21 protein-coding genes and 5 tRNA genes are annotated in these 22,470 nt (G+C 70.4%); 10 read left to right on the forward strand and 16 right to left on the reverse strand.

Translation table 11 applies throughout. From position 1 onward, the window contains the following. Positions 1-50 precede the first annotated feature (50 nt). Both HJD23_RS11050 and HJD23_RS11055 read right to left on the reverse strand, forming a co-directional pair. Positions 51-1,061, reverse strand: a complete 1,011-nt coding sequence (locus HJD23_RS11050; protein ID WP_171114407.1) for an NAD(P)H-dependent glycerol-3-phosphate dehydrogenase — start codon at positions 1,059-1,061, stop codon at positions 51-53. Further along, positions 1,058-1,897, reverse strand: a complete 840-nt coding sequence (locus HJD23_RS11055) for a lysophospholipid acyltransferase family protein (protein WP_171114406.1) — start codon at positions 1,895-1,897, stop codon at positions 1,058-1,060. The genes HJD23_RS11050 and HJD23_RS11055 overlap by 4 nt, the downstream gene beginning before the upstream one ends. A gap of 143 nt (positions 1,898-2,040) precedes the next feature. Between HJD23_RS11055 and cofC the strand changes: the two genes are divergently transcribed. Then, positions 2,041-2,679: a 2-phospho-L-lactate guanylyltransferase gene (gene cofC / locus HJD23_RS11060; RefSeq protein WP_171114405.1), complete on the forward strand. Its 639-nt coding sequence runs from the start codon at positions 2,041-2,043 to the stop codon at positions 2,677-2,679. A 9-nt stretch (positions 2,680-2,688) separates the two neighbouring features. Next, positions 2,689-2,892 (forward strand): hypothetical protein, encoded by a 204-nt coding sequence (locus HJD23_RS11065; protein ID WP_141311573.1) that lies wholly within the window; start codon positions 2,689-2,691, stop codon positions 2,890-2,892. Between the two features lie 102 nt (positions 2,893-2,994). Here HJD23_RS11065 and HJD23_RS11070 read toward each other — a convergent pair whose 3' ends face one another. The 4 genes from HJD23_RS11070 to leuC form a co-directional block, all read right to left on the reverse strand. Then, entirely contained in the window at positions 2,995-3,648 is a 654-nt protein-coding gene (locus tag HJD23_RS11070) for an HU family DNA-binding protein (protein WP_171114404.1), read from the reverse strand. A gap of 138 nt (positions 3,649-3,786) precedes the next feature. Continuing rightward, complete coding sequence (locus HJD23_RS11075; protein ID WP_141311571.1) at positions 3,787-4,017, reverse strand: hypothetical protein; 231 nt, start codon at positions 4,015-4,017, stop codon at positions 3,787-3,789. 266 nt (positions 4,018-4,283) lie between these two features. Then, the gene (gene leuD, locus HJD23_RS11080; RefSeq protein WP_141311570.1) at positions 4,284-4,877 is read right to left on the reverse strand and encodes a 3-isopropylmalate dehydratase small subunit; all 594 of its coding nucleotides are present in this window, start codon (positions 4,875-4,877) and stop codon (positions 4,284-4,286) included. Between the two features lie 5 nt (positions 4,878-4,882). Beyond that, the gene (gene leuC, locus HJD23_RS11085; RefSeq protein WP_171114403.1) at positions 4,883-6,313 is read right to left on the reverse strand and encodes a 3-isopropylmalate dehydratase large subunit; all 1,431 of its coding nucleotides are present in this window, start codon (positions 6,311-6,313) and stop codon (positions 4,883-4,885) included. Positions 6,314-6,511: 198 nt separating this feature from the next. Between leuC and ndgR the strand changes: the two genes are divergently transcribed. Next, positions 6,512-7,228: an IclR family transcriptional regulator NdgR gene (gene ndgR / locus HJD23_RS11090; protein WP_171114402.1), complete on the forward strand. Its 717-nt coding sequence runs from the start codon at positions 6,512-6,514 to the stop codon at positions 7,226-7,228. A gap of 73 nt (positions 7,229-7,301) precedes the next feature. Here the strand turns inward: ndgR and HJD23_RS11095 are convergent, their stop codons facing one another. Next, a complete protein-coding gene (locus HJD23_RS11095) occupies positions 7,302-7,784 on the reverse strand; it encodes a DUF4188 domain-containing protein (RefSeq protein ID WP_232108105.1) in 483 nt (160 codons plus the stop codon). A 112-nt stretch (positions 7,785-7,896) separates the two neighbouring features. On the opposite strand from HJD23_RS11095, the gene HJD23_RS11100 reads away from it, so the two are divergent. Further along, complete coding sequence (locus tag HJD23_RS11100; RefSeq protein WP_171118810.1) at positions 7,897-8,544, forward strand: MerR family transcriptional regulator; 648 nt, start codon at positions 7,897-7,899, stop codon at positions 8,542-8,544. Positions 8,545-8,594: 50 nt separating this feature from the next. Here HJD23_RS11100 and HJD23_RS11105 read toward each other — a convergent pair. The 6 genes from HJD23_RS11105 to HJD23_RS11130 all read right to left on the reverse strand — a co-directional run bounded on the left by HJD23_RS11105 (position 8,595) and on the right by HJD23_RS11130 (position 9,883). Then, positions 8,595-8,667, reverse strand: a tRNA-Glu gene (locus HJD23_RS11105). Between the two features lie 28 nt (positions 8,668-8,695). Next, positions 8,696-8,767: transfer RNA gene (locus tag HJD23_RS11110), tRNA-Gln, on the reverse strand. Between the two features lie 20 nt (positions 8,768-8,787). Beyond that, positions 8,788-8,860, reverse strand: a tRNA-Glu gene (locus tag HJD23_RS11115). Between the two features lie 34 nt (positions 8,861-8,894). Then, positions 8,895-8,967 (reverse strand) — tRNA-Glu (locus HJD23_RS11120). Between the two features lie 21 nt (positions 8,968-8,988). After that, positions 8,989-9,060: transfer RNA gene (locus tag HJD23_RS11125), tRNA-Gln, on the reverse strand. Positions 9,061-9,151: 91 nt separating this feature from the next. Beyond that, the gene (locus HJD23_RS11130) at positions 9,152-9,883 is read right to left on the reverse strand and encodes an HAD family hydrolase (RefSeq protein WP_171114401.1); all 732 of its coding nucleotides are present in this window, start codon (positions 9,881-9,883) and stop codon (positions 9,152-9,154) included. Positions 9,884-9,993: 110 nt separating this feature from the next. On the opposite strand from HJD23_RS11130, the gene HJD23_RS11135 reads away from it, so the two are divergent. Then, positions 9,994-10,278: a hypothetical protein gene (locus tag HJD23_RS11135; RefSeq protein WP_171114400.1), complete on the forward strand. Its 285-nt coding sequence runs from the start codon at positions 9,994-9,996 to the stop codon at positions 10,276-10,278. Between the two features lie 52 nt (positions 10,279-10,330). Here the strand turns inward: HJD23_RS11135 and gltX are convergent, their stop codons facing one another. From gltX to HJD23_RS11150, 3 genes are all read right to left on the reverse strand, one after another. Beyond that, positions 10,331-11,815, reverse strand: coding sequence for a glutamate--tRNA ligase (gltX, locus tag HJD23_RS11140; RefSeq protein ID WP_171114399.1), 1,485 nt, complete (start codon positions 11,813-11,815; stop codon positions 10,331-10,333). Beyond that, positions 11,808-12,584 carry a fumarylacetoacetate hydrolase family protein gene (locus HJD23_RS11145; protein ID WP_171114398.1) on the reverse strand — a complete coding sequence of 259 codons (777 nt, stop codon included), beginning with the start codon at positions 12,582-12,584 and terminating at the stop codon, positions 11,808-11,810. The genes gltX and HJD23_RS11145 overlap by 8 nt, the downstream gene beginning before the upstream one ends. Before the next feature lie 144 nt (positions 12,585-12,728). Next, positions 12,729-12,917 carry a hypothetical protein gene (locus tag HJD23_RS11150; protein ID WP_171114397.1) on the reverse strand — a complete coding sequence of 63 codons (189 nt, stop codon included), beginning with the start codon at positions 12,915-12,917 and terminating at the stop codon, positions 12,729-12,731. A 589-nt stretch (positions 12,918-13,506) separates the two neighbouring features. On the opposite strand from HJD23_RS11150, the gene HJD23_RS11155 reads away from it, so the two are divergent. The 5 genes from HJD23_RS11155 (at position 13,507) to HJD23_RS11175 (ending at position 22,464) form a co-directional block, all read left to right on the forward strand. After that, on the forward strand, positions 13,507-17,340 hold the full coding sequence (locus HJD23_RS11155; protein ID WP_171114396.1) for a nitrate- and nitrite sensing domain-containing protein: 3,834 nt from the start codon (positions 13,507-13,509) through the stop codon (positions 17,338-17,340). A 9-nt stretch (positions 17,341-17,349) separates the two neighbouring features. Then, positions 17,350-17,763, forward strand: a complete 414-nt coding sequence (locus HJD23_RS11160; protein WP_003973453.1) for a roadblock/LC7 domain-containing protein — start codon at positions 17,350-17,352, stop codon at positions 17,761-17,763. A 111-nt stretch (positions 17,764-17,874) separates the two neighbouring features. Further along, positions 17,875-18,273, forward strand: coding sequence for a DUF742 domain-containing protein (locus tag HJD23_RS11165; RefSeq protein WP_073941118.1), 399 nt, complete (start codon positions 17,875-17,877; stop codon positions 18,271-18,273). After that, on the forward strand, positions 18,254-18,829 hold the full coding sequence (locus HJD23_RS11170) for an ATP/GTP-binding protein (RefSeq protein WP_171114395.1): 576 nt from the start codon (positions 18,254-18,256) through the stop codon (positions 18,827-18,829). The genes HJD23_RS11165 and HJD23_RS11170 overlap by 20 nt, the downstream gene beginning before the upstream one ends. 389 nt (positions 18,830-19,218) lie before the next feature. Then, positions 19,219-22,464, forward strand: a complete 3,246-nt coding sequence (locus HJD23_RS11175; RefSeq protein ID WP_171114394.1) for a nitrate- and nitrite sensing domain-containing protein — start codon at positions 19,219-19,221, stop codon at positions 22,462-22,464. Positions 22,465-22,470 lie beyond the last annotated feature (6 nt).

A 22,470-nucleotide genomic window follows, 5' to 3' on the forward strand; every position in this document is an offset into this window, starting at 1 on the left:
AGAGTACCCGGTGGTAGGAGCCCAAGACAGCGTCCGTACGGCCGCGTCGCTCAGCGTCGTTCCGGCTTCGCGCTGCGCGACATCAGCTCCTTGAGGGCGACCACCGGAGGCTTGCCCTCGTGCACGATGCCGACCACCGTCTCGGTGATGGGCATGTCGACGCCGTGCCGCCGGGCCAGATCGAGCACCGACTCACAGGACTTGACGCCCTCGGCGGTCTGCTTGGTGACCGCGATGGTCTCCTGCAGGGTCATGCCCTTGCCGAGGTTGGTGCCGAAGGTGTGGTTGCGGGAGAGCGGCGAGGAGCAGGTGGCCACCAGGTCGCCGAGGCCCGCGAGTCCGGAGAAGGTCAGCGGGTCCGCGCCCATCGCCAGTCCCAGCCGGGTCGTTTCCGCGAGGCCGCGCGTGATGAGCGAGCCCTTGGCGTTGTCGCCGAGGCCCATGCCGTCCGCGATGCCGACGGCGAGCCCGATGACGTTCTTGACCGCGCCGCCGAGTTCGCAGCCGACGACGTCGGTGTTGGTGTACGGGCGGAAGTACGGCGTGTGGCAGGCGGCCTGGAGCCGCTGGGCGACCGCCTCGTCGGTGCAGGCGACCACGGAGGCGGCCGGCATCCGGGCGGCGATCTCACGCGCGAGGTTGGGCCCGGTGACCACGGCGACCCGCTCCGCGGGGACCTTGGCGACGTCGGTGACGACCTCGCTCATCCGCATGGCGGAGCCGAGTTCCACGCCCTTCATCAGCGAGACCAGGACGGTGTCGGGGGCCAGCAGCGGCGCCCAGTCCGCGAGGTTGCCGCGCAGGGTCTGCGAGGGGATGGACAGGACCGTGAAGTCGGCGCCGGCGGCCGCCTCGGCGGGGTCGGTGGTGGCGCGCAGGTTCTCGGGGAGCTCGAAGCCCGGGAGGTAGTCCGGGTTGGTGCGGCCGGAGTTGATGGCCTCGGCGACCTCCGCGCGACGCGCCCACAGGGTGACCTCGCACCCCGCGTCGGCGAGCACCATGCTGAAGGCCGTGCCCCACGAACCGGCGCCGAAGACCGCCGCCTTGACCGGCTTGCTCACTTGCCCAGCCCCTCTTCCCCACCGGCCTGCCCGGCTGTTTCCCGACCCGACTGCCCTGCTTCTTCGCGGCCCACCCCGGCGGTCGGCACCCTGCCCGGCTTCTGCGCCTCCGTCCGGCGCCGCTGCTCGATGCGTTCGCGCTTGGGGTCGTACGGCGTCTCGGGGGCCCGCTCGCCGCGGATCTCCTCCAGCTGGCGGGTGATCGCGGCCATGATGACCTCGGTGGCCTCCTTGAGGACCTCCGCGGTCATGTCCTTGCCGTAGAAGCGCGAGAGGTCCACCGGCGGGCCGGCGAGCACGTGGTGGGTCTTGCGCGGGAGGAGGTTGAGCTTCTTGGCGTACGGCGGCAGCAGTTCGTTGGCGCCCCACTGGGCGACCGGGACGACCGGGCACTTGGTCTTCAGCGCGACGCGCGCGGCACCGGTCTTGCCGGTCATGGGCCAGCCGTTCGGGTCCCGGGTGATGGTGCCCTCCGGGTAGAAGGCGACGCACTCGCCGCGCTCCACGGCGTCGATCGCGGCCCGGAAGGCGCTCAGCGCGTCCGTGCTTTCCCGGTAGACGGGGATCTGCCCGGTGCCGCGCATCGCGGCGCCGATGAATCCCTTCTTGAAAAGCCCGCTCTTCGCCAGGAATCGCGGAACCCGTCCGGTGTTGTACTGAAAGTGCGCGTACGCGAAGGGGTCGACGTGCGAATTGTGGTTCACCACGGTGATAAAGCCGCCCTCGGCCGGAATGTGCTCCATTCCGCGCCAGTCCCGCTTGAGCAGAACCACCAGCGGCGGTTTACAGATCACCGCGGCGAAGCGGTACCAGAAGCCGATTCTGCGGCGGGGCACACGGACACCTTCCTTCTAGGGCCTGGGGGCCGCACAAGTGTCGCCCCAGGCCGCCGGTCTGTCGAGGACACCGTACGCCCCGAGTCCGCGCGCGCCGGGAGGGCCGGGTGACAATGGCCGCGACAAGAGAGGGACGAACGCTCGTGCAGTGGACCTTGGTGATACCCGTGAAGCCTCTGGCGCGGGCCAAGAGCAGGCTCGCGGACGCCGCCGCCGACGGGCTGCGCCCGGGTCTCGCCCTCGCCTTCGCCCAGGACACGGTGGCCGCGGCGCTGGCCAGCCCGGCGGTGCGGGATGTGGCAGTCGTCACGGACGACGCCCTGGCGGGCCGGGAGCTGGCCGCGCTGGGCGCCCGGATCGTCGACGACGAGCCGGGCGGCGGGCTGAACGCGGCTCTGGCGCACGGAGCGGCGGCCGTACGGGCCGAGCGCCCCGAAAGCCCGGTCGCGGCCCTGAACGCCGATCTTCCGGCGCTGCGGCCCGCGGAATTGGCCCGGGTCCTGGACGCGGCCGCGGAATTCCCGCGCGCTTTTCTCCCGGACGCCGCGGCAATCGGCACGACCCTGCTGGCGGCCGGTCCGGGCCGGGAATTGCTCCCGGCATTCGGTAGGGATTCACGCGCCCGCCATCGCACCGGCGGAGCGGTGGAACTCCGTCTCGCGGGCGTGGATTCCGTACGTCAGGACGTGGACACCGCCGACGATCTGCGCGCGGCACTGGCGCTCGGAGTGGGGCCGCGCACGGCGGCGGCGACCGCGCGACTGCTGATCCCCGGGCAGTAGGCTGCCGACATGCACGCCACCGCATACACGTACGACGCCGAGACGCGCAGCGGGCAGGTCCTGCTCGACGACGGCACTCCCGTGCCTTTCGACGCCGCCGCGTTCGACGCGGGCGGGCTGCGGCTGCTGCGGCCCGGTCAGCGGGTCCGGATCGAGGTGGAGGGACCGAAGGAGAGCCCGAGGATCACGCTGGTGACGCTGCAGACGCTGTGACCTGCGTGTGGACAAGACGCCTTTGACCTGCCCCTGAACACGCCGCGGGCCGGGCTCCTCGAACGGAGTCCGGCCCTGCGCGTGAGTACCCAGCGCCCTCGTCTACGAGCGGGCGGTGGTCTTCTTGGCGGTGGTCTTGCGTGCCGTCGTCTTCTTGGCCGGGGCCTTCTTGGCCGTGGCCTTCTTCGCCGGCGCCTTCTTGGCCGGCGCCTTCTTGGCCGTCGCCTTCTTGGCGGTGGTCTTCTTCGCGGCGGTGGTCTTGGCGGCCGCCGTGGTCTTCTTGGCGGGCGCCTTCTTCGCCGTGGTCTTCTTGGCGGCGGCGGCCTTCTTGGTCGGCGCCGCCTTCTTCGCCGTCGTCTTCTTCGCGGCCGCCTTGGTGGTCTTCTTGGCCGCGGCCTTCTTGACCGTGGCCGCGGCACCGCCGGTCAGGCTGCCCTTGGGCGCCTTCTTGACGGCCACCTCGCCGCCGCGCGGGAGCTTCTTCGAGCCGCTCACCAGGTCCTTGAAACCCTGGCCCGCGCGGAACCGCGGCACCGAGGTCTTCTTGACCCGAACCCGCTCGCCGGTCTGGGGGTTGCGGGCGTAGCGAGCCGGGCGGTCGACCTTCTCGAAAGAGCCGAAGCCGGTGACCGAGACCCGCTCACCTGCGACGACAGCGCGGACGATGGCGTCCAGTACATGGTCGACAGCATCGGCGGCCTGCTGACGGCCGCCCATCTTGTCGGCAATCGCTTCTACGAGCTGCGCCTTGTTCACGTCTTCCCCTTCGGAGACATCGCCAGAACGAAAGTGTTCAAGCTTTTTCGCACGTTAGGCAGATATATACCGCAAATCAAACACGAAACGGGCTAATCACCCTTGTGCCGCAACCGACTCGGCTGCCCCTGACGTGATTCAGCCTTCCTCTTCGGGGAATCGCCCCGCGTCGAGGTCGGCGGTGAACCGCTCCAGGCGCTTTGTCGCGTCGGCGAGGTCGTGCTTGGCCGCGGCCGTGATGACCAGCAGCTTCCGGGTCAGCGCCATCCGTACGCCCTCCGGGACTTGCAGTGCGCGCACCCTTGCGTGCGCTTCCTTGAGTTGGTCCGCGACTGCCGCATAGAGCTCGAGTTGGCCGTCGTGTTCCATGCACAGATTGTGCCATCTGGGGCGAGTTGTCGCCTGCCCGGGGGGCAACTGGCGCCTCGAACGGCCCTCCGGCACGCTGCCGAAGCCGCGTTGTCAAGGCTCGCGTACCCCAACAACAGCGGTCGTAACGTGGGAAGTTGGAGGAACGCCCGGTGCCGGGTGCGGCCATCCGGGTGTGAAAAAAGGCTGCCCCCCGATCGGGCCGATCGGGGGGCAGCCGGGGTGTTGGGGTGGCCGAAAGTCGACCGCCGCGCGGGGTAGAAGGTTCAGACCTTCAGCGTGCGCGGCTTGTAGGCGGGACGCCCCGCCTCGTACGTGGCGATGTCGTCCTCGTTCTGCAGCGTGATGGAGATGTCGTCCAGCCCGTTCAGCAGCCGCCAGCGGGAGTTCTCGTCCAGCTCGAAGGAGGCGGTGATGCCCTCGGCGCGAACCTCACGTGCCTCAAGGTCCACAGTGACCTCAGCAGTGGGGTCCTGCTCGGTGAGTTCCCACAGCGCGTCCACGACCTTCTGCTCCAGTACGACCGTGAGCAGGCCGTTCTTCAGCGAGTTGCCGCGGAAGATGTCGGCGAAGCGGGAGGAGATCACGGCCTTGAAGCCGTAGTTCTGCAGCGCCCAGACCGCGTGCTCACGGGAGGAGCCGGTACCGAAGTCGGGGCCGGCGACCAGCACGGTCGCGCCCTGCCGCTCGGGCCGGTTGAGCACGAACTCCGGATCTTTGCGCCAGGCCTCGAACAGCCCGTCCTCGAACCCGTCCCGGGTCACCTTCTTGAGCCAGTGGGCGGGGATGATCTGGTCGGTGTCGACGTTGCTGCGGCGCAGCGGGACGGCCCGGCCGGTGTGCGTGGTGAATGCTTCCATGATCCTCAGACTCCAGCGGGCGTACGGGTCTCGACGTCGGACAGGTCGGCCGGGGAGGCCAGGTGCCCCAGGACCGCGGTCGCGGCGGCGACCTGCGGAGACACCAGGTGCGTACGGCCGCCCTTGCCCTGCCTGCCCTCGAAGTTGCGGTTGGAGGTGGACGCCGAGCGCTCACCGGGGGACAGCTGGTCGGGGTTCATGCCCAGACACATCGAGCAGCCCGCGTGCCGCCACTCGGCGCCGGCCTCCTTGAAGACCACGTCCAGGCCCTCGGAGACGGCCTGCAGACCCACGCGCGCGGAGCCCGGAACGACCAGCATCCGTACGCCGTCGGCGACTTTGCGGCCCCGCAGCAGGTCCGCCGCGGCGCGCAGGTCCTCGATGCGGCCGTTGGTGCAGGAGCCTACGAAGACGGTGTCCACCTTGATGGACTTCAGCGGCTGCCCGGCCTCCAACCCCATGTACTCCAGGGCCTTTTCGGCGGCGAACCGCTCCGAAGCGTCTTCGTACGAAGCGGGGTCGGGGACCGAGGCCGAAAGCGGCGCGCCCTGGCCGGGGTTGGTGCCCCAGGTGACGAACGGCGAGAGCTCGTCGGCGTTGATCACGACCTCGGCGTCGAACTCGGCGTCGTCGTCAGTGCGCAGCGTCTTCCAGTACTCCACCGCCGCGTCCCAGTCGGCGCCCTCGGGGGCGTGCGGGCGGCCCTTGAGGTAGGCGAACGTGGTCTCGTCGGGGGCGATCATGCCCGCGCGGGCGCCGGCCTCGATCGACATGTTGCAGATGGTCATCCGGGCCTCCATCGAGAGCTTCTCGATGGCCTCGCCGCGGTACTCCAGGATGTAGCCCTGGCCGCCACCGGTTCCGATCTTCGCGATGATCGCCAGGATCAGGTCCTTGGCGGTGACGCCCTCGGGCAGCTCGCCGTTGACCGTGATCGCCATGGTCTTCGGGCGGGCCATCGGCAGCGTCTGGGTGGCCAGCACGTGCTCGACCTGCGAGGTGCCGATGCCGAACGCCAGCGCGCCGAAGGCGCCGTGCGTGGAGGTGTGGGAGTCACCGCAGACCACGGTGGTGCCGGGCTGGGTCAGTCCCAGCTGCGGGCCCACGACATGGACGACGCCCTGCTCGACGTCGCCCAGCGGGTGCAGGCGCACGCCGAACTCGGCGCAGTTCTTGCGCAGGGTCTCCAGCTGGGCGCGGGAGACGGGGTCCGCGATGGGCTTGTCGATGTCGAGGGTGGGGGTGTTGTGGTCCTCGGTCGCGATGGTCAGGTCGAGGCGGCGCACCTCGCGGCCGCTCTTGCGGAGGCCGTCGAAGGCCTGCGGGCTGGTCACCTCGTGCAGCAGGTGCAGATCGATGTAGAGGAGGTCGGGCTCGCCCTCGGCGCGCCGGACGACATGGTCGTCCCAGACCTTCTCCGCGAGTGTCCTACCCATCGCTTTCCCTCCGGCCGGCAAAGGTTGCGCCGACCCAACTAGAGATCTTGAGGAGCGGCGCGTGCGCGCCCTGGTTCCGGGCGTCCGCCGCCAGGCCCTTTCGTCCACCGGGCCGCTGTGACTTCGTGCCATCCAGAGTGGCGCGTTCCACGGAAAATTGAACTTGCGTTTCACAGAGTGAGACGCAAGTATCGTTTCATGGACAACAGTAGCGGCGTCGGCGTTCTGGACAAGGCGGCCCTCGTCCTGAGCGCTCTGGAGTCCGGTCCGGCCACCCTCGCGGGTCTGGTCGCGGCCACCGGACTGGCACGACCCACGGCTCACCGCCTGGCCGTGGCTTTGGAACACCACCGTATGGTGGCGCGCGACATGCAGGGCCGTTTCATTCTCGGCCCGCGGCTGGCCGAACTGGCCGCGGCCGCCGGCGAGGACCGTCTCCTCGCCACCGCCGGGCCGGTGCTCACCCACCTCCGGGACGTCACGGGCGAGAGCGCGCAGCTCTACCGCCGCCAGGGCGACATGCGCATCTGCGTCGCCGCGGCGGAGCGCCTGTCCGGCCTTCGGGACACGGTCCCGGTCGGCTCGACGCTCACAATGAAGGCGGGCTCCTCCGCCCAGATCCTCATGGCCTGGGAGGAGCCTGAGCGCCTGCACCGCGGCCTGCAGGGCGCCCGCTTCACGGCGACGGCCCTGTCCGGCGTACGACGCCGGGGCTGGGCCCAGTCCATCGGCGAGCGGGAGCCGGGCGTGGCGTCCGTCTCCGCGCCCGTGCGCGGCCCGTCGAACCGCGTGGTGGCCGCCGTCTCGGTCTCCGGCCCCATCGAGCGCCTGAGCCGCCACCCCGGCCGGATGCACGCCCAGGCGGTCATCGACGCCGCGGCCCGCCTCTCCGAGGCCCTGCGCCGCTCCGGCTGACCAGCGGCCGGTTGATCGGGAAGAGGGCCCGCCTCAACGCCGCGGCAGGCCCGTCCCCCGACGTCCGCCCCGCTCACTTCACCGTGAGCCGATCAGCCGCACGGTCGCCGCGCCGGGCGACCGGCACCACCCCGGTGGCCCGGCCCAGGCCGAACTCGGGCATGTTCACGTAGACCGACTCGTGGGACCCGGCGGGCACGATGTACGTCTCGTGCCAGAAGCCGACCTTCCCCTTCCCCGCGCGCAGCCGCCGGTTGAAGGCGGCCCAGGCCGGGCGGTGCTGCCTGTCCGGCGCCGAGGCGTACGCGAGGAGCTTCTCCTTCGAGTCCCAGTACTGCACGACGTACAGCACCCGCGGGAAGCCCAGCAGGGACTGGTACCCCAGCAGTCCGCTGCCCTTCTCGCGCGAGAGCTCCGCGAGCATGGGCGGCATGGCCCTGGCGACCGGCCACCAACTCCGCAGCGCCGCGAAGCTGTTGATGCGCATCCCGATGAGGAAGACGACGATCTCGCCCTCACCCGCGGCGGTCATGTGCCCCTCGACCGGCTTGCTCATGATGTCCCCCATCCGTCGTCCGTCAACGTCATTGGATAGCGTCACTATCCATGCTTGGATAGTGGCACTCCCCAAGAGGGGGCGCAAGCGGAAACGCGAACACGGGACGGACATGCGACTGGCGGAGCTGAGTGAGCGCAGCGGCGTCTCCACGGCCACGATCAAGTACTACCTGCGCGAGGGACTGCTGCCGCCGGGCCGCCGGATCACCGCCACCCAGGCCGAGTACGACGAGGAGCACCTGCGCCGGCTGCGTCTGGTGCGAGCGCTGATCCAGGTGGGCGGGGTGTCCGTGGCAGCCGCCCGCGAGGTGCTCGCCGCACTGGACGACGACTCCCTGGACCACAACGAACGCCTGGGCACCGCCGTCTGGGCCCTCCCCCACGGCAGGCCCGCCGACCCGGACGACCCGGCGACGGAGACGGCCCGGCAGCGCGCGGACCGCCTGATGGAACTGCTCGGCTGGGGCTACGGCCCTCTGACCGACGCGCCACCTCCCGCATACGAGATGCTGGTGACCTCGATCGCCACGCTGGAGCGACTCGGATATCCCTGCACCGTCGAGGACTTGGCGCCGTACACCCGCGCCCTGGGGCAGCTCGCCGTCCACGATCTGGATCTGGTGGAGCGGTACGGCCGGACGGCGGACGAACAGGTGGAGGCGGCCGTGGCGCTGACCGTGCTGTACGAGCCGGTGCTGCTGGCGCTGCGCAGGCTGGCGGAGGCGGAGGAGTCACGCCGCCGGTTCGGCAGGCAGTGACGCCGGACATGCCGATGGGCCCCCACCGAAGTGGAGGCCCATCGATCGCGTACCCCCGACCGGATTCGAACCGGCGCTACCGCCTTGAGAGGGCGGCGTGCTAGGCCGCTACACAACGGGGGCCTGGACGCTGCGTTTCCGCAGGTCCGAGCTGGTCTACCTGGACTCGAACCAAGACTAACTGAACCAGAATCAGTCGTGCTGCCAATTACACCATAGACCAATGTGGTTTAGACCAGTCAGTACCCCCGACCGGATTCGAACCGGCGCTACCGCCTTGAGAGGGCGGCGTGCTAGGCCGCTACACAACGGGGGCCTTGATCCCTTCAGGGATTCCCTGCGAGGATCCGTACCCCCGACCGGATTCGAACCGGCGCTACTGCCTTGAGAGGGCAGCGTGCTAGGCCGCTACACAACGGGGGCTTTGCAGATGAGCTCTGCGAGCTGGCCTACCTGGACTCGAACCAAGACTAACTGAACCAGAATCAGTCGTGCTGCCAATTACACCATAGGCCACTGGAACGCAAGCCCCTGTGGGGATCTCGTTCTAGTTCGCGCTTCCGGTTTCCGGCCTCTCGGCCCGCTCCCCGGCGGCGCAGGAAGAACATTACCTGAAGGTGGACGGGGCTCCAAAACGAGTATCCGAGCCGAGGATCGCGGGGAGTTCGGCGAGCGAGGCGATCCGGTGCGGGCCGGCGGGGGCGTCGGCCCAGGTCTGCGCGCCGTTGCGGTCGATCCACACGGACACCAGTCCGGCGTCCGCGGCGCCCCGCCCGTCGATCTCCGGGTGGTCGCCGACGTACGCCACTCGGCGTGGCGGCAGGTCCAGCGCCTCGCACGCCGCGAGGAAGGCGCCGGCCTCCGGCTTGGAGACACCGAGTTCGGCGGCGCACAGGACGGCCTCGAAGCGGTCGTGCACACCGAGCACCCGCAGCTTGCGGTCCTGGACGTGGAGGCTGGAGTTGGACAGCACCGCGTGCCGGTGGCTGGCGGCGAGGGCGTCCAGGACGGGCAGTACGTCGGGGAAGAGCGCCCAGGCGGCCTCGTAGTGCCCGATGTACCGCTCGAACCAGGCCTCCGCCTCGGCGTCGGTGAGTTCCTGGCCCAGGAACACCCGCACCCGGTCCCGCCGCTGCTCCTCGAAGGACACCTCACCGGCCGCGAACCGAGCCCACTGGCTGTCGGTGATCGCCCGCCAGCGCGCGAGGGCCTGCTCGGCGCTGTCGTACGCGTCGAGCAGGCCCTCGGCCGCCAGGTGTGCGCGCATGCCCGCGCGGTCCGCGGTCGTGTAGTCGAACAGCGTGTCGTCGACGTCCCAGACCACGGCCCGAATACTCATGGCCCGACGGTAACCCGGAGTCCGTTGCTTCGTCCGTGGGTTTCCGGAGTCGGGTGCCTTCGACTGTCGTAACGTGGGAGGACCGACGAGCGAAGGACCGAGCCACAGTCATGACCGAGTACCGCGTCCAGTTCACCGTCGAGGCCCGAGCTGCTTACGACGCTCTGCCCGGAGAGCGCCGGGCCCAGCTGGACAGGGCCGTGCGGATACTGGCGCGTGATCCGTTCCGCAAGAACTCAACCGCGCAGCTGGGCCCGGACGAGCATCTGCGCAAGGCCTACGTGGCCCCAGGTGTAGTGCTGGAGTACATGGTGGCAGGCGCGATCATGGTCGTGGTGGTGCTTGAGATCTTCGACGAGAGCGCCTACCTGATCGACGAGACCGACGCCGTCTGACAACGCAAAAGGGCGGCCCCCGTCGCCGGAAGCCGCCCCACGCACGCGTGTGCTACGCCGCCAGCCTCGCCAGCGCCGCGTCGATGCGGGACAGGGTCCTGTCCTTGCCCAGGACCTCCAGGGACTCGAACAGCGGCAGGCCGACCGTGCGGCCGGTGACGGCGACGCGGACCGGGGCCTGGGCCTTGCCGAGCTTGAGGCCGTGGGCCTCGCCGGCCTCCAGGACGGCCGTCTTCAGCGAGTCGGGGCTGGTCCAGTCGGCCGCCTCCAGCTTCTCGCGGGCCGTGCGCAGCAGGGCGTCGGAGCCCTCCTTCATGGCCTTGGTCCAGCTGGCCTCGTCGAACACCGGCTCCGGCAGGAACAGGAAGTCGACGTTGTCGGTGATCTCGGACAGCACCTTCAGGCGGGTCTGCGCGTGCGGCGCGATGGCCTGCCACTTCACCTCGTCGAAGGCCTCCGGGGCCCACGGGGCGAACGGGGCCTGCAGCCACGGGCGGCAGCGCTCCGTGAAGTCCTTCACATCCAGCAGCCGGATGTGGTCGCCGTTGATCGCCTCGCACTTCTTGAGGTCGAAGCGGGCCGGGTTGGGGTTCACGTCCGCGATGTCGAAGGCCGCGACCATCTCGTCCATCGTGAAGATGTCCTGGTCGGCCGAGAGCGACCAGCCCAGGAGCGAGAGGTAGTTGAGCAGGCCCTCCGGCAGGAAGCCGCGCTCGCGGTAGAGGTTGAGCGACGACTGCGGGTCACGCTTGGAGAGCTTCTTGTTCCCCTCCCCCATCACGTACGGCAGATGGCCGAACTCCGGGATCCGCTGGGCGATGCCCAGCTCGATCAGCGCCTTGTACAGGGCGATCTGCCGCGGGGTGGAGGAGAGCAGGTCCTCGCCGCGCAGGATGTGGGTGATCTCCATCAGGGCGTCGTCGACCGGGTTCACGAGCGTGTAGAGCGGGGCTCCGTTGGCTCGTACGATCCCGTAGTCCGGGACGTTCTCGGGGGTGAACGTCAGCTCGCCGCGGACCAGGTCCGTGAAGGTGATCGTCTCGTCGGGCATGCGGAACCGGACGATCGGCTCGCGGCCCTGGGCCCGGTACTGCTCGACCTGCTCGGCGGTCAGCTCGCGGCAGTGGCCGTCGTAGCCGGAGGGCTTGCCGGCGGCGCGGGCGGCCTCGCGGCGGGTGTCCAGCTCCTCCTGGGAGCAGTAGCAGCGGTAGGCGTGGCCGGCCTCCAGCAGTTTCTGGGCGACCTCCTTGTAGACGTCCATGCGCTGCGACTGGCGGTACGGCGCGTGCGGGCCGCCGATCTCGGGGCCCTCGTCCCAGTCGAAGCCGAGCCAGCGCATCGAGTCGAGCAGCTGCTCGTAGGACTCCTCGGAGTCGCGGGCCGCGTCGGTGTCCTCGATGCGGAAGACCAGGGTGCCGCCGTGGTGCCGGGCGAACGCCCAGTTGAACAGGGCGGTGCGAACCAGGCCCACGTGCGGGTTACCGGTGGGCGAGGGGCAGAAACGGACGCGTACGGGGGAGCCGGGTGCGCTAGCCACGCTTGACAACCTTGTTGGTGAGAGTGCCGATGCCTTCGATGCTGACGGAGACCTCGTCGCCGACAGCGAGGGGGCCGACCCCTGCCGGGGTGCCCGTGAGGATCACGTCGCCGGGGAGCAGCGTCATGGCCTCGGAGATGTTGACGATCAGATCCTCGATCGGGTGGATCATCTCGCTGGTGCGGCCGAGCTGGCGTTGCTGTCCGTTGACGGTCAGCTGGATGGTCAGGTCGCTCGGTTCCAGGTCGGTCTCCACCCAGGGGCCGAGCGGGCAGGCGGTGTCGAAGCCCTTGGCCCGGGCCCACTGCTTCTCGCGCCGCTGGACGTCACGGGCGGTGATGTCGTTGGCGCAGGTGTAGCCGAGGATGACGTCCCGGACCCGCTCGCGGGGGACCTCGCGGCACATGCGGCCGATGACGACGGCCAGCTCGGCCTCGTGATGGAGTTCCTCGGAGAAGGAGGGGTACTGGATCTCGTCGCCGGGGCCGATCACCGAGGTGGACGGCTTGAAGAAGGCGAACGGGGCGTCCGGCACCTCGTTGCCCAGCTCGCGCGCGTGCTCGGCGTAGTTGCGGCCGAAGGCCACGACCTTGTTGGGGAGGACCGGCGGCAGCAGCCGTACCTTGCTCAGCGGCACCTTGGTGCCGGAGAGCTCGAAGTCCGCGAACGGGATGCCCTTGATGATGTCGAGGACGAGCTCGTCCGGCTTGTCGCCCTCGACCGCGCCGAAGGCGACGTTCCCGTCGATGGAGAACCTGGCGATGCGCACGGGATCCTTGTGCCCCTTACCTGAGCTGGCTGGAGTCTGACGCTCCAGGCTAACGCGGCAGGGCCTGCCCGGCGGGTCAGGTCGCGGGCACGACGCGGGCGCCCGACGCACTGACGTGCGGGGCGCCCGGTGGCGTACTGGGCCCTATTCGGCCGCGACGGCCCCGGCCGGGACGTCCATCAGGACCGTGCGCCGGGGGTTGGCGGTCTGGGCGGGGAGGTCGACGGAGTGCTCCGGGTGGTCCGGGGTCCGCAGCTCGTCGGCGTCCTTGAGGTGCGCCAGCGTGGTGCGCTGCGGGTTGGCTATCGTGCGGAACATCATCGTCGTCTTCACGGTTGTACTGAACCCTGTCATGTACGGGGCGCCGGAAGCGCCGGTTGGCAGAATGTTGCCTCTTGTAAAGCGTCAGGCTAAACATCCGGTTCCCCGCCGACGGCACGAAGCGCACGTGGGTGTCGTGTGAGTTTGCTCACGAACTCGCACCCAAATCGGTCAATTCAGGCTCACAACTCATGCCAACGAAACGGACAATGGCCCACTGAAGGCCTCATTCCGCTCCTGATCATGGCGACTGGGACACCACGCACACCCCGGTAACTCGTTCGGGTATGTCCGCTATAAGGCGGAGCCCGCTCTACATGTCGTGACGTCACCCTCACGTGGCGTCACGGAGGTCACAGCCTGACCAACTGGCCTTGTTGGAGATCCTGCACTGTGCTGGAATTCCACGGACCGCCGCAGGATCGAGCCGGCGCGCAGGGGGCGCGAAACACCGTCGCTCCTGACGAGTGGGCGGCGAGAAGGGGAGTCCAGCGCCGGTCACTCACGACCACCCGGGTGCGTATTCAGGGCGTGCCCGACGACGCCGACACCGTCCTTCCGTTCACGCGGAGGGGCGCCTGGTCCAGAGGTTGCGACGCTAGTGCAGGGACGTTTCAAGAGGGATGGCAGCGCTTCGGCGGAGCCGGAGCCGCACGGCGGGACTGGCCCCATGGCCGGCAGCTCCTCGCCCCAGCACGCCCAGGGCCCGGGCCCGGCCCCGTCCGGCGACGGCGGTCCGCGCTCCGGGCGCCCCGGCGCGTCCACGGCCTCCGGTCGCCCCGGCGCCTCGGCGGCCCCCGGCTCTTCCAACCCCACTCCGACGGTGAAGTCGACGCAGGGCGCGACCGGCCCCGGGCCGCGAATAGCCCTGCGCAACTGGCGCATCTCGACCCGTCTGGTGGCGCTGCTCACGCTCCCGGTGGTCGCGGCCACCTCGCTCGGCGCGCTGCGCATCAGCCAGTCCATGGACGACATCGAGCAGCTCGACAACATGAAGCTGCTCACCGAGATGACCAAGCAGGCCACCGAGCTGGCCGCCGCGCTCCAGGAGGAGCGCGACCAGTCCGCCGGTCCGCTGGCGCACGGCTCGACGACCAGCGCGGTCACGGTCAAGGGCTTCCAGGACAAGACGGACCGGGCGCTGGAGAACTTCCTCAACTCGTCCGAGGAGGTCGACACCGCCAGCAAGGACGGCAACCTCCAGGGCGTGCGCGACAGCGTGGTCGGTCTCGCCCGCGACCTGAACAGCCTCAACGAGATCCGCAACAACGCCTACGAGGCCGAGGGCAACTCCACGCAGACGGTGGAGGCCTACCACCGCCTCATCGAGCACCTGCTGGACCTCTCGCAGGACATGGCCGAGGCGACCAGCAACCCCGAGATGATCCAGCGCACCCGCGCCCTGTCCGCGTTCTCCTCCGCCAAGGAGTACGCGTCGGTCCAGCGCGCCGTCCTGGCGGCGGCACTGCCGGCCAACAACAAGACCTTCGGCGACCTCTCCGAGAACGACCGGCTCTACGCCCAGTCGGCGCTGGAGAGCCAGGTCTCGGAGCTGCGCAGCTTCTCCAGCATCTACGGCGACGGCGCCGAGGAGCTGCTGAAGCCGATCAACCAGAACAACGCGACCATCGAGGCCACCGACAAGTTCGCCGCCCGCGCGCTCGGCCGGGAGGCCGGTCTGCAGGGCCTGGAGAAGCGCTCGTACCGGGACTGGCTGGACGACAGCTCCACCAAGATCCAGCAGATGAAGAACATCGAGCGCCAGCTGCTCGACGACATGGAGCAGAAGGCGCGCGAGCTGCGCAGCGAGTCGGAGCAAGAGGCGATCATCTCCGGTGCGCTGGTGCTCCTCGTGCTCGGCGTCTCGCTGGTCGGCGCCTTCGTGGTGGCCCGCTCCATGATCCGTTCGCTGCGCCGGCTGGAGGACACCGCGACCAAGGTCGCCCAGGAGCGCCTGCCCGAGCTGGTCAAGCAGCTGTCCGAGTCCGACCCGCAGGACGTCGACACGTCCGTGGAGTCGGTCGGTGTGCACTCCCGGGACGAAATCGGCCGAGTGGCCGCGGCCTTCGACGACGTGCACCGCGAGGCGGTCCGCCTCGCCGCCGAGCAGGCCCTGCTGCGGGGCAACGTCAACGCGATGTTCACCAACCTCTCGCGCCGCTCCCAGGGTCTGATCCAGCGCCAGCTGTCGCTGATCTCCGAACTGGAGTCCCGTGAGGCGGACCCGGACCAGCTGGCCTCGCTGTTCAAGCTGGACCACCTCGCCACCCGTATGCGCCGGAACGGCGAGAACCTCCTCGTCCTCGCCGGTGAGGAGCCCGGCCGGCGCTGGACCCGGCCGGTTCCGCTGGTCGACGTGCTGCGTGCCGCCGCGTCCGAGGTGGAGCAGTACGAGCGCATCGAGCTGGCGTCGGTGCCGACCACCCAGGTGGCCGGCCGCGTGGTCAACGACCTCGTGCACCTGCTCGCCGAGCTGCTGGAGAACGCCACGTCGTTCTCCTCGCCGCAGACCAAGGTCAAGGTCACCGGTCACGCGCTGCCCGACGGCCGGGTGCTGATCGAGATCCACGACACCGGTATCGGCCTCTCCCCCGAGGACCTCGCCCAGATCAACGAGCGGCTCGCCTCGCCGCCCACCGTGGACGTCTCCGTCTCCCGCCGCATGGGCCTCTTCGTGGTCGGCCGCCTCTCGCAGCGCCACGGCATCCGCATCCAGCTGCGCCCGTCCGACTCCGGTGGTACGACGGCGCTGGTCATGCTGCCGGTCGACGTGGCCCAGGGCGGCAAGCCGCAGGGCAAGCCCGGTCAGGGCGGCCCCGGTGGCGGTGGCGGTCCGGCCGCCGCGCAGGCCGCCGCCGGTGCGGCCGCGGCCCGGCGTGGCAACGGCTCCGCGCTGGGCGCCGGTGCGCCGGGCGGCGGGGCGCTCGGGGCAGGTCCGGCCGGTGGTGGTGCCCTTGGTGCCGGTGCGTCGTCCGGCGGTGGCCGGCTCGGCGCCGGTCAGGGCCCGCGGGCCGCGCTGCCGGGCCGCGACTCGGGCGGTGCCCCGGGTGGGCCGGGTGCGCATGGACCGCAGACTCCCCCGGCCCCGCAGGGCCGGCCGGCCGGTGTGGGCAACGCCCAGATGCCGGTTCCCTCGCAGGGCCAGGACACCCGCGGCCCCGTGACCCCGCAGCGCGGCGACGCGGAGACCGGCGGCAAGCGCGGCCGGCGTGGCCGTCAGCCGCAGCTGCCGCCGCGTGGCGGTGCGCGGGCCGAGCTGCCGGGCGGCAACGAGCCGCAGCAGCGCCCGAGCTGGAGCGACGAGAACGCGCAGCCGCCCGTGCCGCGCGCCACGCCGGACACCCCGCGCGGCCACGACGAGCAGCGGGACCCGTCCCAGACGGCCCCGATGCCCAGGATCGACGAACGGCACGGCCCGGGCTCGACCGCGGAGTTCCCGGCGGTTGCCCGCACGGACGACCGCCAGGGCCCCGGCGCCCCCGACGAGTTCCCGCGCCCGGGCGCGAACGGGCCGCAGAACAACGGCCAGTTCGTCCGCTCGGACGTCTTCGGCAGCACCTCCGCCCCGGGAAACCCGAACAGCCCGTCCAACACGGGCCAGTTCGCCGTACCGCAGGCGTACGACAACGGCTCCACCGGCCAGTTCCCCGCTCCGCAGCGGCAGGACAACGGCGCGAGCGGCCAGTACGCCGCGCCGCAGGGCTACGACAACGGATCCACGGGGCACTTCCCGGCTCAGTCGGGCCACGACAACGGGGCTACCAGCCAGTACTCCGGGTGGGACGGCTCCTCCACGGGTCAGCACGCGCTGCCCGGCGGCCGCCAGAACCCCTCCGGCACGGGCCAGTTCGAGCGCCCGCAGGGCGACTTCGGTGGCCCGCGGCCGCCGGCCCCGCAGCAGCGGCCCGGCCGCCCGCAGCCGGAGGCGTTGCCGCCGGCCTCGGGTCCCGGTGACGGGCGTACGCCGCTGTACGACACGCTGGAGACGAACTGGTTCCGCGGCCAGGCAGGCCAGCCGGGTCAGCCGGGCCACCCCGGTCAGCAGTCCCAGCCGGGCCGGGCCCAGCGCCCGCAGGGCAACGGCGCCGCGCCGGCCCCGCAGCAGCCGCAGGGCCCCTCGGCTCCGCAGCGTCCCGCCGCCCCTGCCTGGCGCAGCTCGCCGAACGACGACCTCGTCCGGCAGGCCGAGCGCGTACGGCAGCCGGCCGCGGGCGGCGTCACCACCTCCGGCCTGCCGCGCCGGGTGCCCCGGGCCAACCTCGTCCCGGGCACGGCACAGCAACAGCAGCACCAGAGCGGTCCGCAGGTCTCGCGCGCCCCACAGGACGTGCGCGGCCGGCTGACCAACCTCCGTCGGGGTATCGCACAGGGCCGTCAGGCCGGGTCCGGCCAGACGGGCAGTTTCCCGAGCCCCACTCACCAGCAGGAGCGTTAGTTGAGTCCGATGAGCCAGGCGGCACAGAACCTGAACTGGTTGATCACTAACTTCGTGGACAACACCCCCGGGGTGTCCCACACCGTCGTCGTGTCCGCCGACGGTCTCCTCCTGGCGATGTCGGAGGGCTTTCCGCGCGACCGCGCCGACCAGCTCGCGGCGGTCGCGTCGGGGCTCACCTCACTGACCGCCGGGGCGTCCCGGATCTTCGAGGGCGGTAACGTGGCGCAGACCGTCGTGGAGATGGAGCGAGGATTTCTCTTCCTCATGTCCGTCTCGGACGGCTCGTCGCTCGCCGTTCTCGCGCACCCCGAGTGCGACATCGGCCTCGTCGGCTACGAGATGGCGCTGCTGGTCGACCGGGCGGGAGCAGTGCTCACGCCGGACCTTCGCGCCGAACTGCAAGGAAGTCTGCTCCACTAACGTCCCCGGATCCACCCGCCTCACCAAATCACCGTCCGGCCGCCACAATCCCCCCACCGGCCCCCGTCAGACGGCACGACTGACCGACTTGCTGTCCCGCCCGGAGGATTCATGACCCCGCCCACCGCCTCTCATGATCCGTACACAGATCCGTACGGGGACGAGGGCGACCAGCCGCTGGTCCGTCCGTACGCGATGACCGGCGGCCGGACCCGGCCGCGCTATCAGCTCGCCCTGGAGGCGCTGATCAGCACCACGGCCGACCCGGCAGCGCTCATGGGACTGCTCCCGGAGCACCAGCGCATCTGCCACCTGTGCCGCGAGGTGAAGTCGGTCGCCGAGGTCTCGGCGCTGCTCGCCATGCCGCTCGGCGTCGCCCGGATCCTCGTCGCGGACCTCGCCGAGGCCGGACTCGTGGCCGTCCACCAGCCGGGCGGCGACGAGAACAACGGCGGTGCGCCCGACGTGACACTGCTCGAAAGGGTGCTCAGTGGCCTTCGCAAGCTCTGAACCGAGAGGTGCCACCACCTCCGCCAAGATCGTGGTGGCCGGCGGCTTCGGCGTGGGCAAGACCACGTTCGTGGGCGCCGTCTCGGAGATCAACCCGCTGCGCACCGAGGCGGTCATGACGTCCGCGAGCGCGGGCATCGACGACCTCACGCACACCGGGGACAAGACCACCACGACGGTGGCGATGGACTTCGGCCGCATCACGCTCGACCAGGACCTGATCCTGTACCTGTTCGGTACGCCGGGTCAGGACCGTTTCTGGTTCATGTGGGACGACCTGGTGCGGGGCGCCATCGGCGCGGTGGTGCTGGTGGACACCCGCCGGCTGGCGGACTGCTTCCCGGCGGTGGACTACTTCGAGAACAGCGGCCTGCCGTTCGTGGTCGCCCTCAACGGCTTCGACGGACAGCAGCCGTACGCGCCGGAGGAGGTCCGCGAGGCGCTGCAGATCGGGCCGGACACCCCGATCATCACCACCGACGCCCGGCACCGGTCCGACGCCAAGTCCGCGCTGATCACGCTGGTGGAGCACGCTCTGATGGCGCGGCTGAAGTAGCACTCAAGTTGGCGGCATAGTACGGCAGTTGCCGTAGGTGTCGTCAGCGTGGCAACGGAGCCGGCTGTGGCCTTTGACACGGTCGGCTTCGGTGTTCATAACGTTTCGGCAGAGGAATCGAGTGGCACCGCCACGCGTCGCGGTCATGTGGTCTCGCTGCGCGCACAAAAGCCCCGTCTTTTGACGGGGCTCGCTCTTTATGACCGTTTTATCTGGGGCTTACCTCGCGAGGAATCCGCCCATTCCCATGTTTGGAAGAGCGCAGGTCGACGTGCTGGAATGCCTGAACTGCCCAAAGGTCAAAGACGTACTCAGTGGTCGATGGCGAACTGGGCTCTGAGACACTGCGGCACGACGTAGGTGCCCGCCGCCGAGAGGTTGTTGGTCGAGTGAGGCGAAGCAACAAAGGTCCCGAGCCGCCCGCCCGGGGCAACTTCACCCCGCCGCCGCGCGGAGCGGCGCCGGCCCCTGCTGTGCCCGGTTCGGAGCAGGTGGCCGCGCCCGCTCCGAGCGGCGGCCGTTTCTCCCCGCGCAACTGGCGTGTGGCGACCCGGCTGAACGCGATCCTGCTCATTCCCGTGCTGGTCGGCCTGGTCATGGGCGGCTTCCAGGTGAAGAGCTCGATCGACACCTGGCAGGAGGCCGAGGACGCGGAGAACACCGCGCGTCTGGTCCGGGCCTCCCTGACCTACGCGGACGCCCTCTACAACGAGCGTGACGTCACCGCCTCCCCGCTGCTGCTGGGCCGCGACCAGGCCACCGTCACGCAGGCCCGCAAGAAGACCGACGAGGCCGCCGACGCCTTCGACGAGGCCGCCCGGAACATGCCGCAGAAGCCGGGCCTGGAGCGCCGGCTGAGCCTGTTCCGCGAGGTGGAGCCCAAGCTCCAGGAGCTGCGCGAGGTCGCCTACACCTCCCGCCTCACCGGCGTGCAGACGGAGGAGGGCTACGTCGAGGTCGCCCACCCGCTCACGGAGTTCGCCAACGAGCTGGGCCTGGGCACCGGAAACATCACCAGCTACGGCCGGACCGTCTACGCGATCACGCTGACCAAGGGCGCGCTGTCGCTGGAGCGCTCCATCGGTATGCACCTGCTGGTCAAGCCGGGCCCCAAGGACACCGACCTGGCCAAGCAGCGCGTGGCGCTCACCTCGTACGCCTACCTCGAGCGCATCGCCGTCGAGGAGTACATCGGCGGCGGTACCGAGGCCGACGCGCAGAAGCTGGAGGACGCCGAGAAGCAGATCAAGGCGGACGCCCAGCAGCAGGCCAAGGAAGCCCTGGCCAAGGACCCGGAGTACAAGGCGCCGCCGTCCGACCCGACCGTGCTGGTCGCGGCCGTGGCGGGCATCACCACCACCGACGCCAGCGCCCGTGAGGCGCTCGCCCAGCAGGGCATCACCGCCGAGAACTGGTGGGCGGTCACCACCCTCAAGTACAACGCGTACCACCAGATCGAGTCGGATCTGGCCAACACCGCGGTGAACGAGGCGTCGAGCATCGCCGACGAAGCCAAGCGCGACGCCATCATCGTCGGTGCCGCCGTCGTGGTCGCCCTGCTCGCCGCGTTCATCCTGGCCGGCATGGTGGCCCGCCAGATGAGCCGCTCGATGCGCCAGCTGCGCAACGCCGCCTTCGGCATCGCCGAGCAGCGGCTGCCGATGCTGGTCGACCAGCTCTCGCGCACCGACCCCGGTCGCGTCGACACCCGTGTCTCGCCCATCCCGATCTCCTCCACCGACGAGATCGGCGAGGTCGCCCGGGCCTTCGACCAGGTGCACCGCGAGGCCGTCCGGCTCGCCGCCGAGCAGGCCCTGCTGCGGGGCAACATCAACGCGATCTTCACCAACCTCTCGCGCCGCAACCAGTCGTTGATCGAGGGCCAGCTGACCCTGATCACCGACCTGGAGAACAACGAGGCCGACCCGGACCAGCTGGAGAACCTCTTCAGGCTGGACCACCTGGCCACCCGTATGCGCCGCAACGGCGAGAACCTCCTGGTCCTCGCCGGCGAGGAGCCCGGCCGCCGCTGGGACCAGCCGGTCCCGCTGGTCGACGTGGTGCGCGCCGCCTCCTCCGAGGTGGAGCAGTACGAGCGCATCGAGATATCCGGCGTGCCGGAGGCCGACATCCACGGCCGTGCCGTGACCGACCTCGTGCACCTGCTGGCCGAGCTGCTGGAGAACGCGACCACGTTCTCCTCCCCGCAGACCAAGGTCCGCGTCACCGCGACCCGGCTGCCCGACGGCCGCGTGATGATCGAGATCCACGACAAGGGCATCGGCCTCACGGCCGAGGACTTCGCGGACATCAACCACAAGCTGGCCAACCCGCCGACCGTGGACGCCGCGATCTCCCAGCGCATGGGCCTGTTCGTGGTCGGCCGGCTGTCCGACCGGCACGGCATCCGCGTCCAGCTGCGCCCCTCCGGCGAGCAGGCCGGCACCACCTCGCTGGTCATGCTCCCCGACGCCATCACGCACGGCGGTGGCGGCGAGCAGGCGCCGGAGCGCGAGGAGTTCACCGTCTCCCAGATCATCCCGGAGCAGCAGTTCCAGGGTGAGAGCTTCAACCAGCCGATGCGTACGGCCGCCGAGCTCGGCTTCGACGACAGCCGCTACACCGAGGTCCCCGACGACATCCGCGAGCTGGACCCGGTGGGCCGCTCCCTGATGCGCGAGGAGCGCCGCGCGGCCCTGGAGGCCCAGGCCCACGGCCAGCAGCCCGGTCAGGAGCACACCGAGGGGCAGGCGTACGCCGACGGCGGCTACGACGGCCGGCCGGGCCAGCAGGCCTACGACAACGGCCAACAGCCCTACGACAACGGCCAGAACGCCTACCCCGACCAGGCCGCGGCCTACGGTCAGCAGTCGGCGTACCAGGAGCAGACGTCGTACGAGGACCAGCAGCAGGGGTCGTACGACGAGCAGTACTACGCGTCGAACGGGATGCCGCAGGGCGATGGTTTCGCGACCAACGGCGGCTACCCGGAGCCCGGTTATGCGGAGCCGTCCCAGGAGGAGCCCGCGGCGGTCCCGTCCGGGGCGGCGGAGAGCTTCTCGGCCTTCGACGAGCAGCCCTACCAGGGCGACTGGCAGCAGCGCGACGGCTACCAGAACGGGTACTCCGACCAGTACGCTCCCGAAACGGAATCTGCGCAGGCCGCTGACGCGAGTGAGCGGGACCGCGTAGGCTTCGACCGTCCGGGACCGGGCCACACCGCAGGGCACGCGCTGACCGACGCCGGGCTTCCCCGCCGGGGAGCCACCGGTGGCGGCCAGGCGGCGGGCCGGCCCGTGGACCGGGACGCGGCGGCCCCTTCGGCGGAGCGCAACGCCGACGACAGCTGGCGCTCGGCGAACGACGAGCGCTGGCAGCAGGCCTCTCAGCTCCGCAAGCCCAAGGCGGGCGGGGTTACCTCCTCCGGCCTGCCGCGGCGGGTGCCCAAGGCCAATCTGGTCGAGGGTGCCGCGGAGTCGACCCCGCAGGGCGGCCCACAGGTCTCCCGCGCTCCCGAGGACGTCCGGGGCAGGCTGAGCAACCTGCGCCGGGGTGTCCAGCGGGGACGCAGCGCAGGAAGTGAAACGAACGGCCAGGGCTTCGGTCCTGACAGCACCTACAACCAGGAGCGTTAGTGTGAG

Origin of the sequence: Streptomyces sp. Z423-1 (assembly GCF_013009255.1) — a bacterium.
GTDB classification, from domain to species: domain Bacteria; phylum Actinomycetota; class Actinomycetes; order Streptomycetales; family Streptomycetaceae; genus Streptomyces; species Streptomyces gossypiisoli.

What these genes read in the sequence shown, in the direction of transcription:
- HJD23_RS11065 (WP_141311573.1), top strand. Translation starts at nt 2,689, where the DNA reads ATGCACGCCACCGCATACACGTACGACGCCGAGACGCGCAGCGGGCAG.
- HJD23_RS11075 (WP_141311571.1), bottom strand. Translation starts at nt 4,017, where the DNA reads ATGGAACACGACGGCCAACTCGAGCTCTATGCGGCAGTCGCGGACCAA.
- leuD (WP_141311570.1), bottom strand. Translation starts at nt 4,877, where the DNA reads ATGGAAGCATTCACCACGCACACCGGCCGGGCCGTCCCGCTGCGCCGC.
- leuC (WP_171114403.1), bottom strand. Translation starts at nt 6,313, where the DNA reads ATGGGTAGGACACTCGCGGAGAAGGTCTGGGACGACCATGTCGTCCGG.
- ndgR (WP_171114402.1), top strand. Translation starts at nt 6,512, where the DNA reads ATGGACAACAGTAGCGGCGTCGGCGTTCTGGACAAGGCGGCCCTCGTC.
- HJD23_RS11095 (WP_232108105.1), bottom strand. Translation starts at nt 7,784, where the DNA reads ATGAGCAAGCCGGTCGAGGGGCACATGACCGCCGCGGGTGAGGGCGAG.
- HJD23_RS11100 (WP_171118810.1), top strand. Translation starts at nt 7,897, where the DNA reads ATGCGACTGGCGGAGCTGAGTGAGCGCAGCGGCGTCTCCACGGCCACG.
- HJD23_RS11130 (WP_171114401.1), bottom strand. Translation starts at nt 9,883, where the DNA reads ATGAGTATTCGGGCCGTGGTCTGGGACGTCGACGACACGCTGTTCGAC.
- HJD23_RS11135 (WP_171114400.1), top strand. Translation starts at nt 9,994, where the DNA reads ATGACCGAGTACCGCGTCCAGTTCACCGTCGAGGCCCGAGCTGCTTAC.
- HJD23_RS11160 (WP_003973453.1), top strand. Translation starts at nt 17,350, where the DNA reads ATGAGCCAGGCGGCACAGAACCTGAACTGGTTGATCACTAACTTCGTG.
- HJD23_RS11165 (WP_073941118.1), top strand. Translation starts at nt 17,875, where the DNA reads ATGACCCCGCCCACCGCCTCTCATGATCCGTACACAGATCCGTACGGG.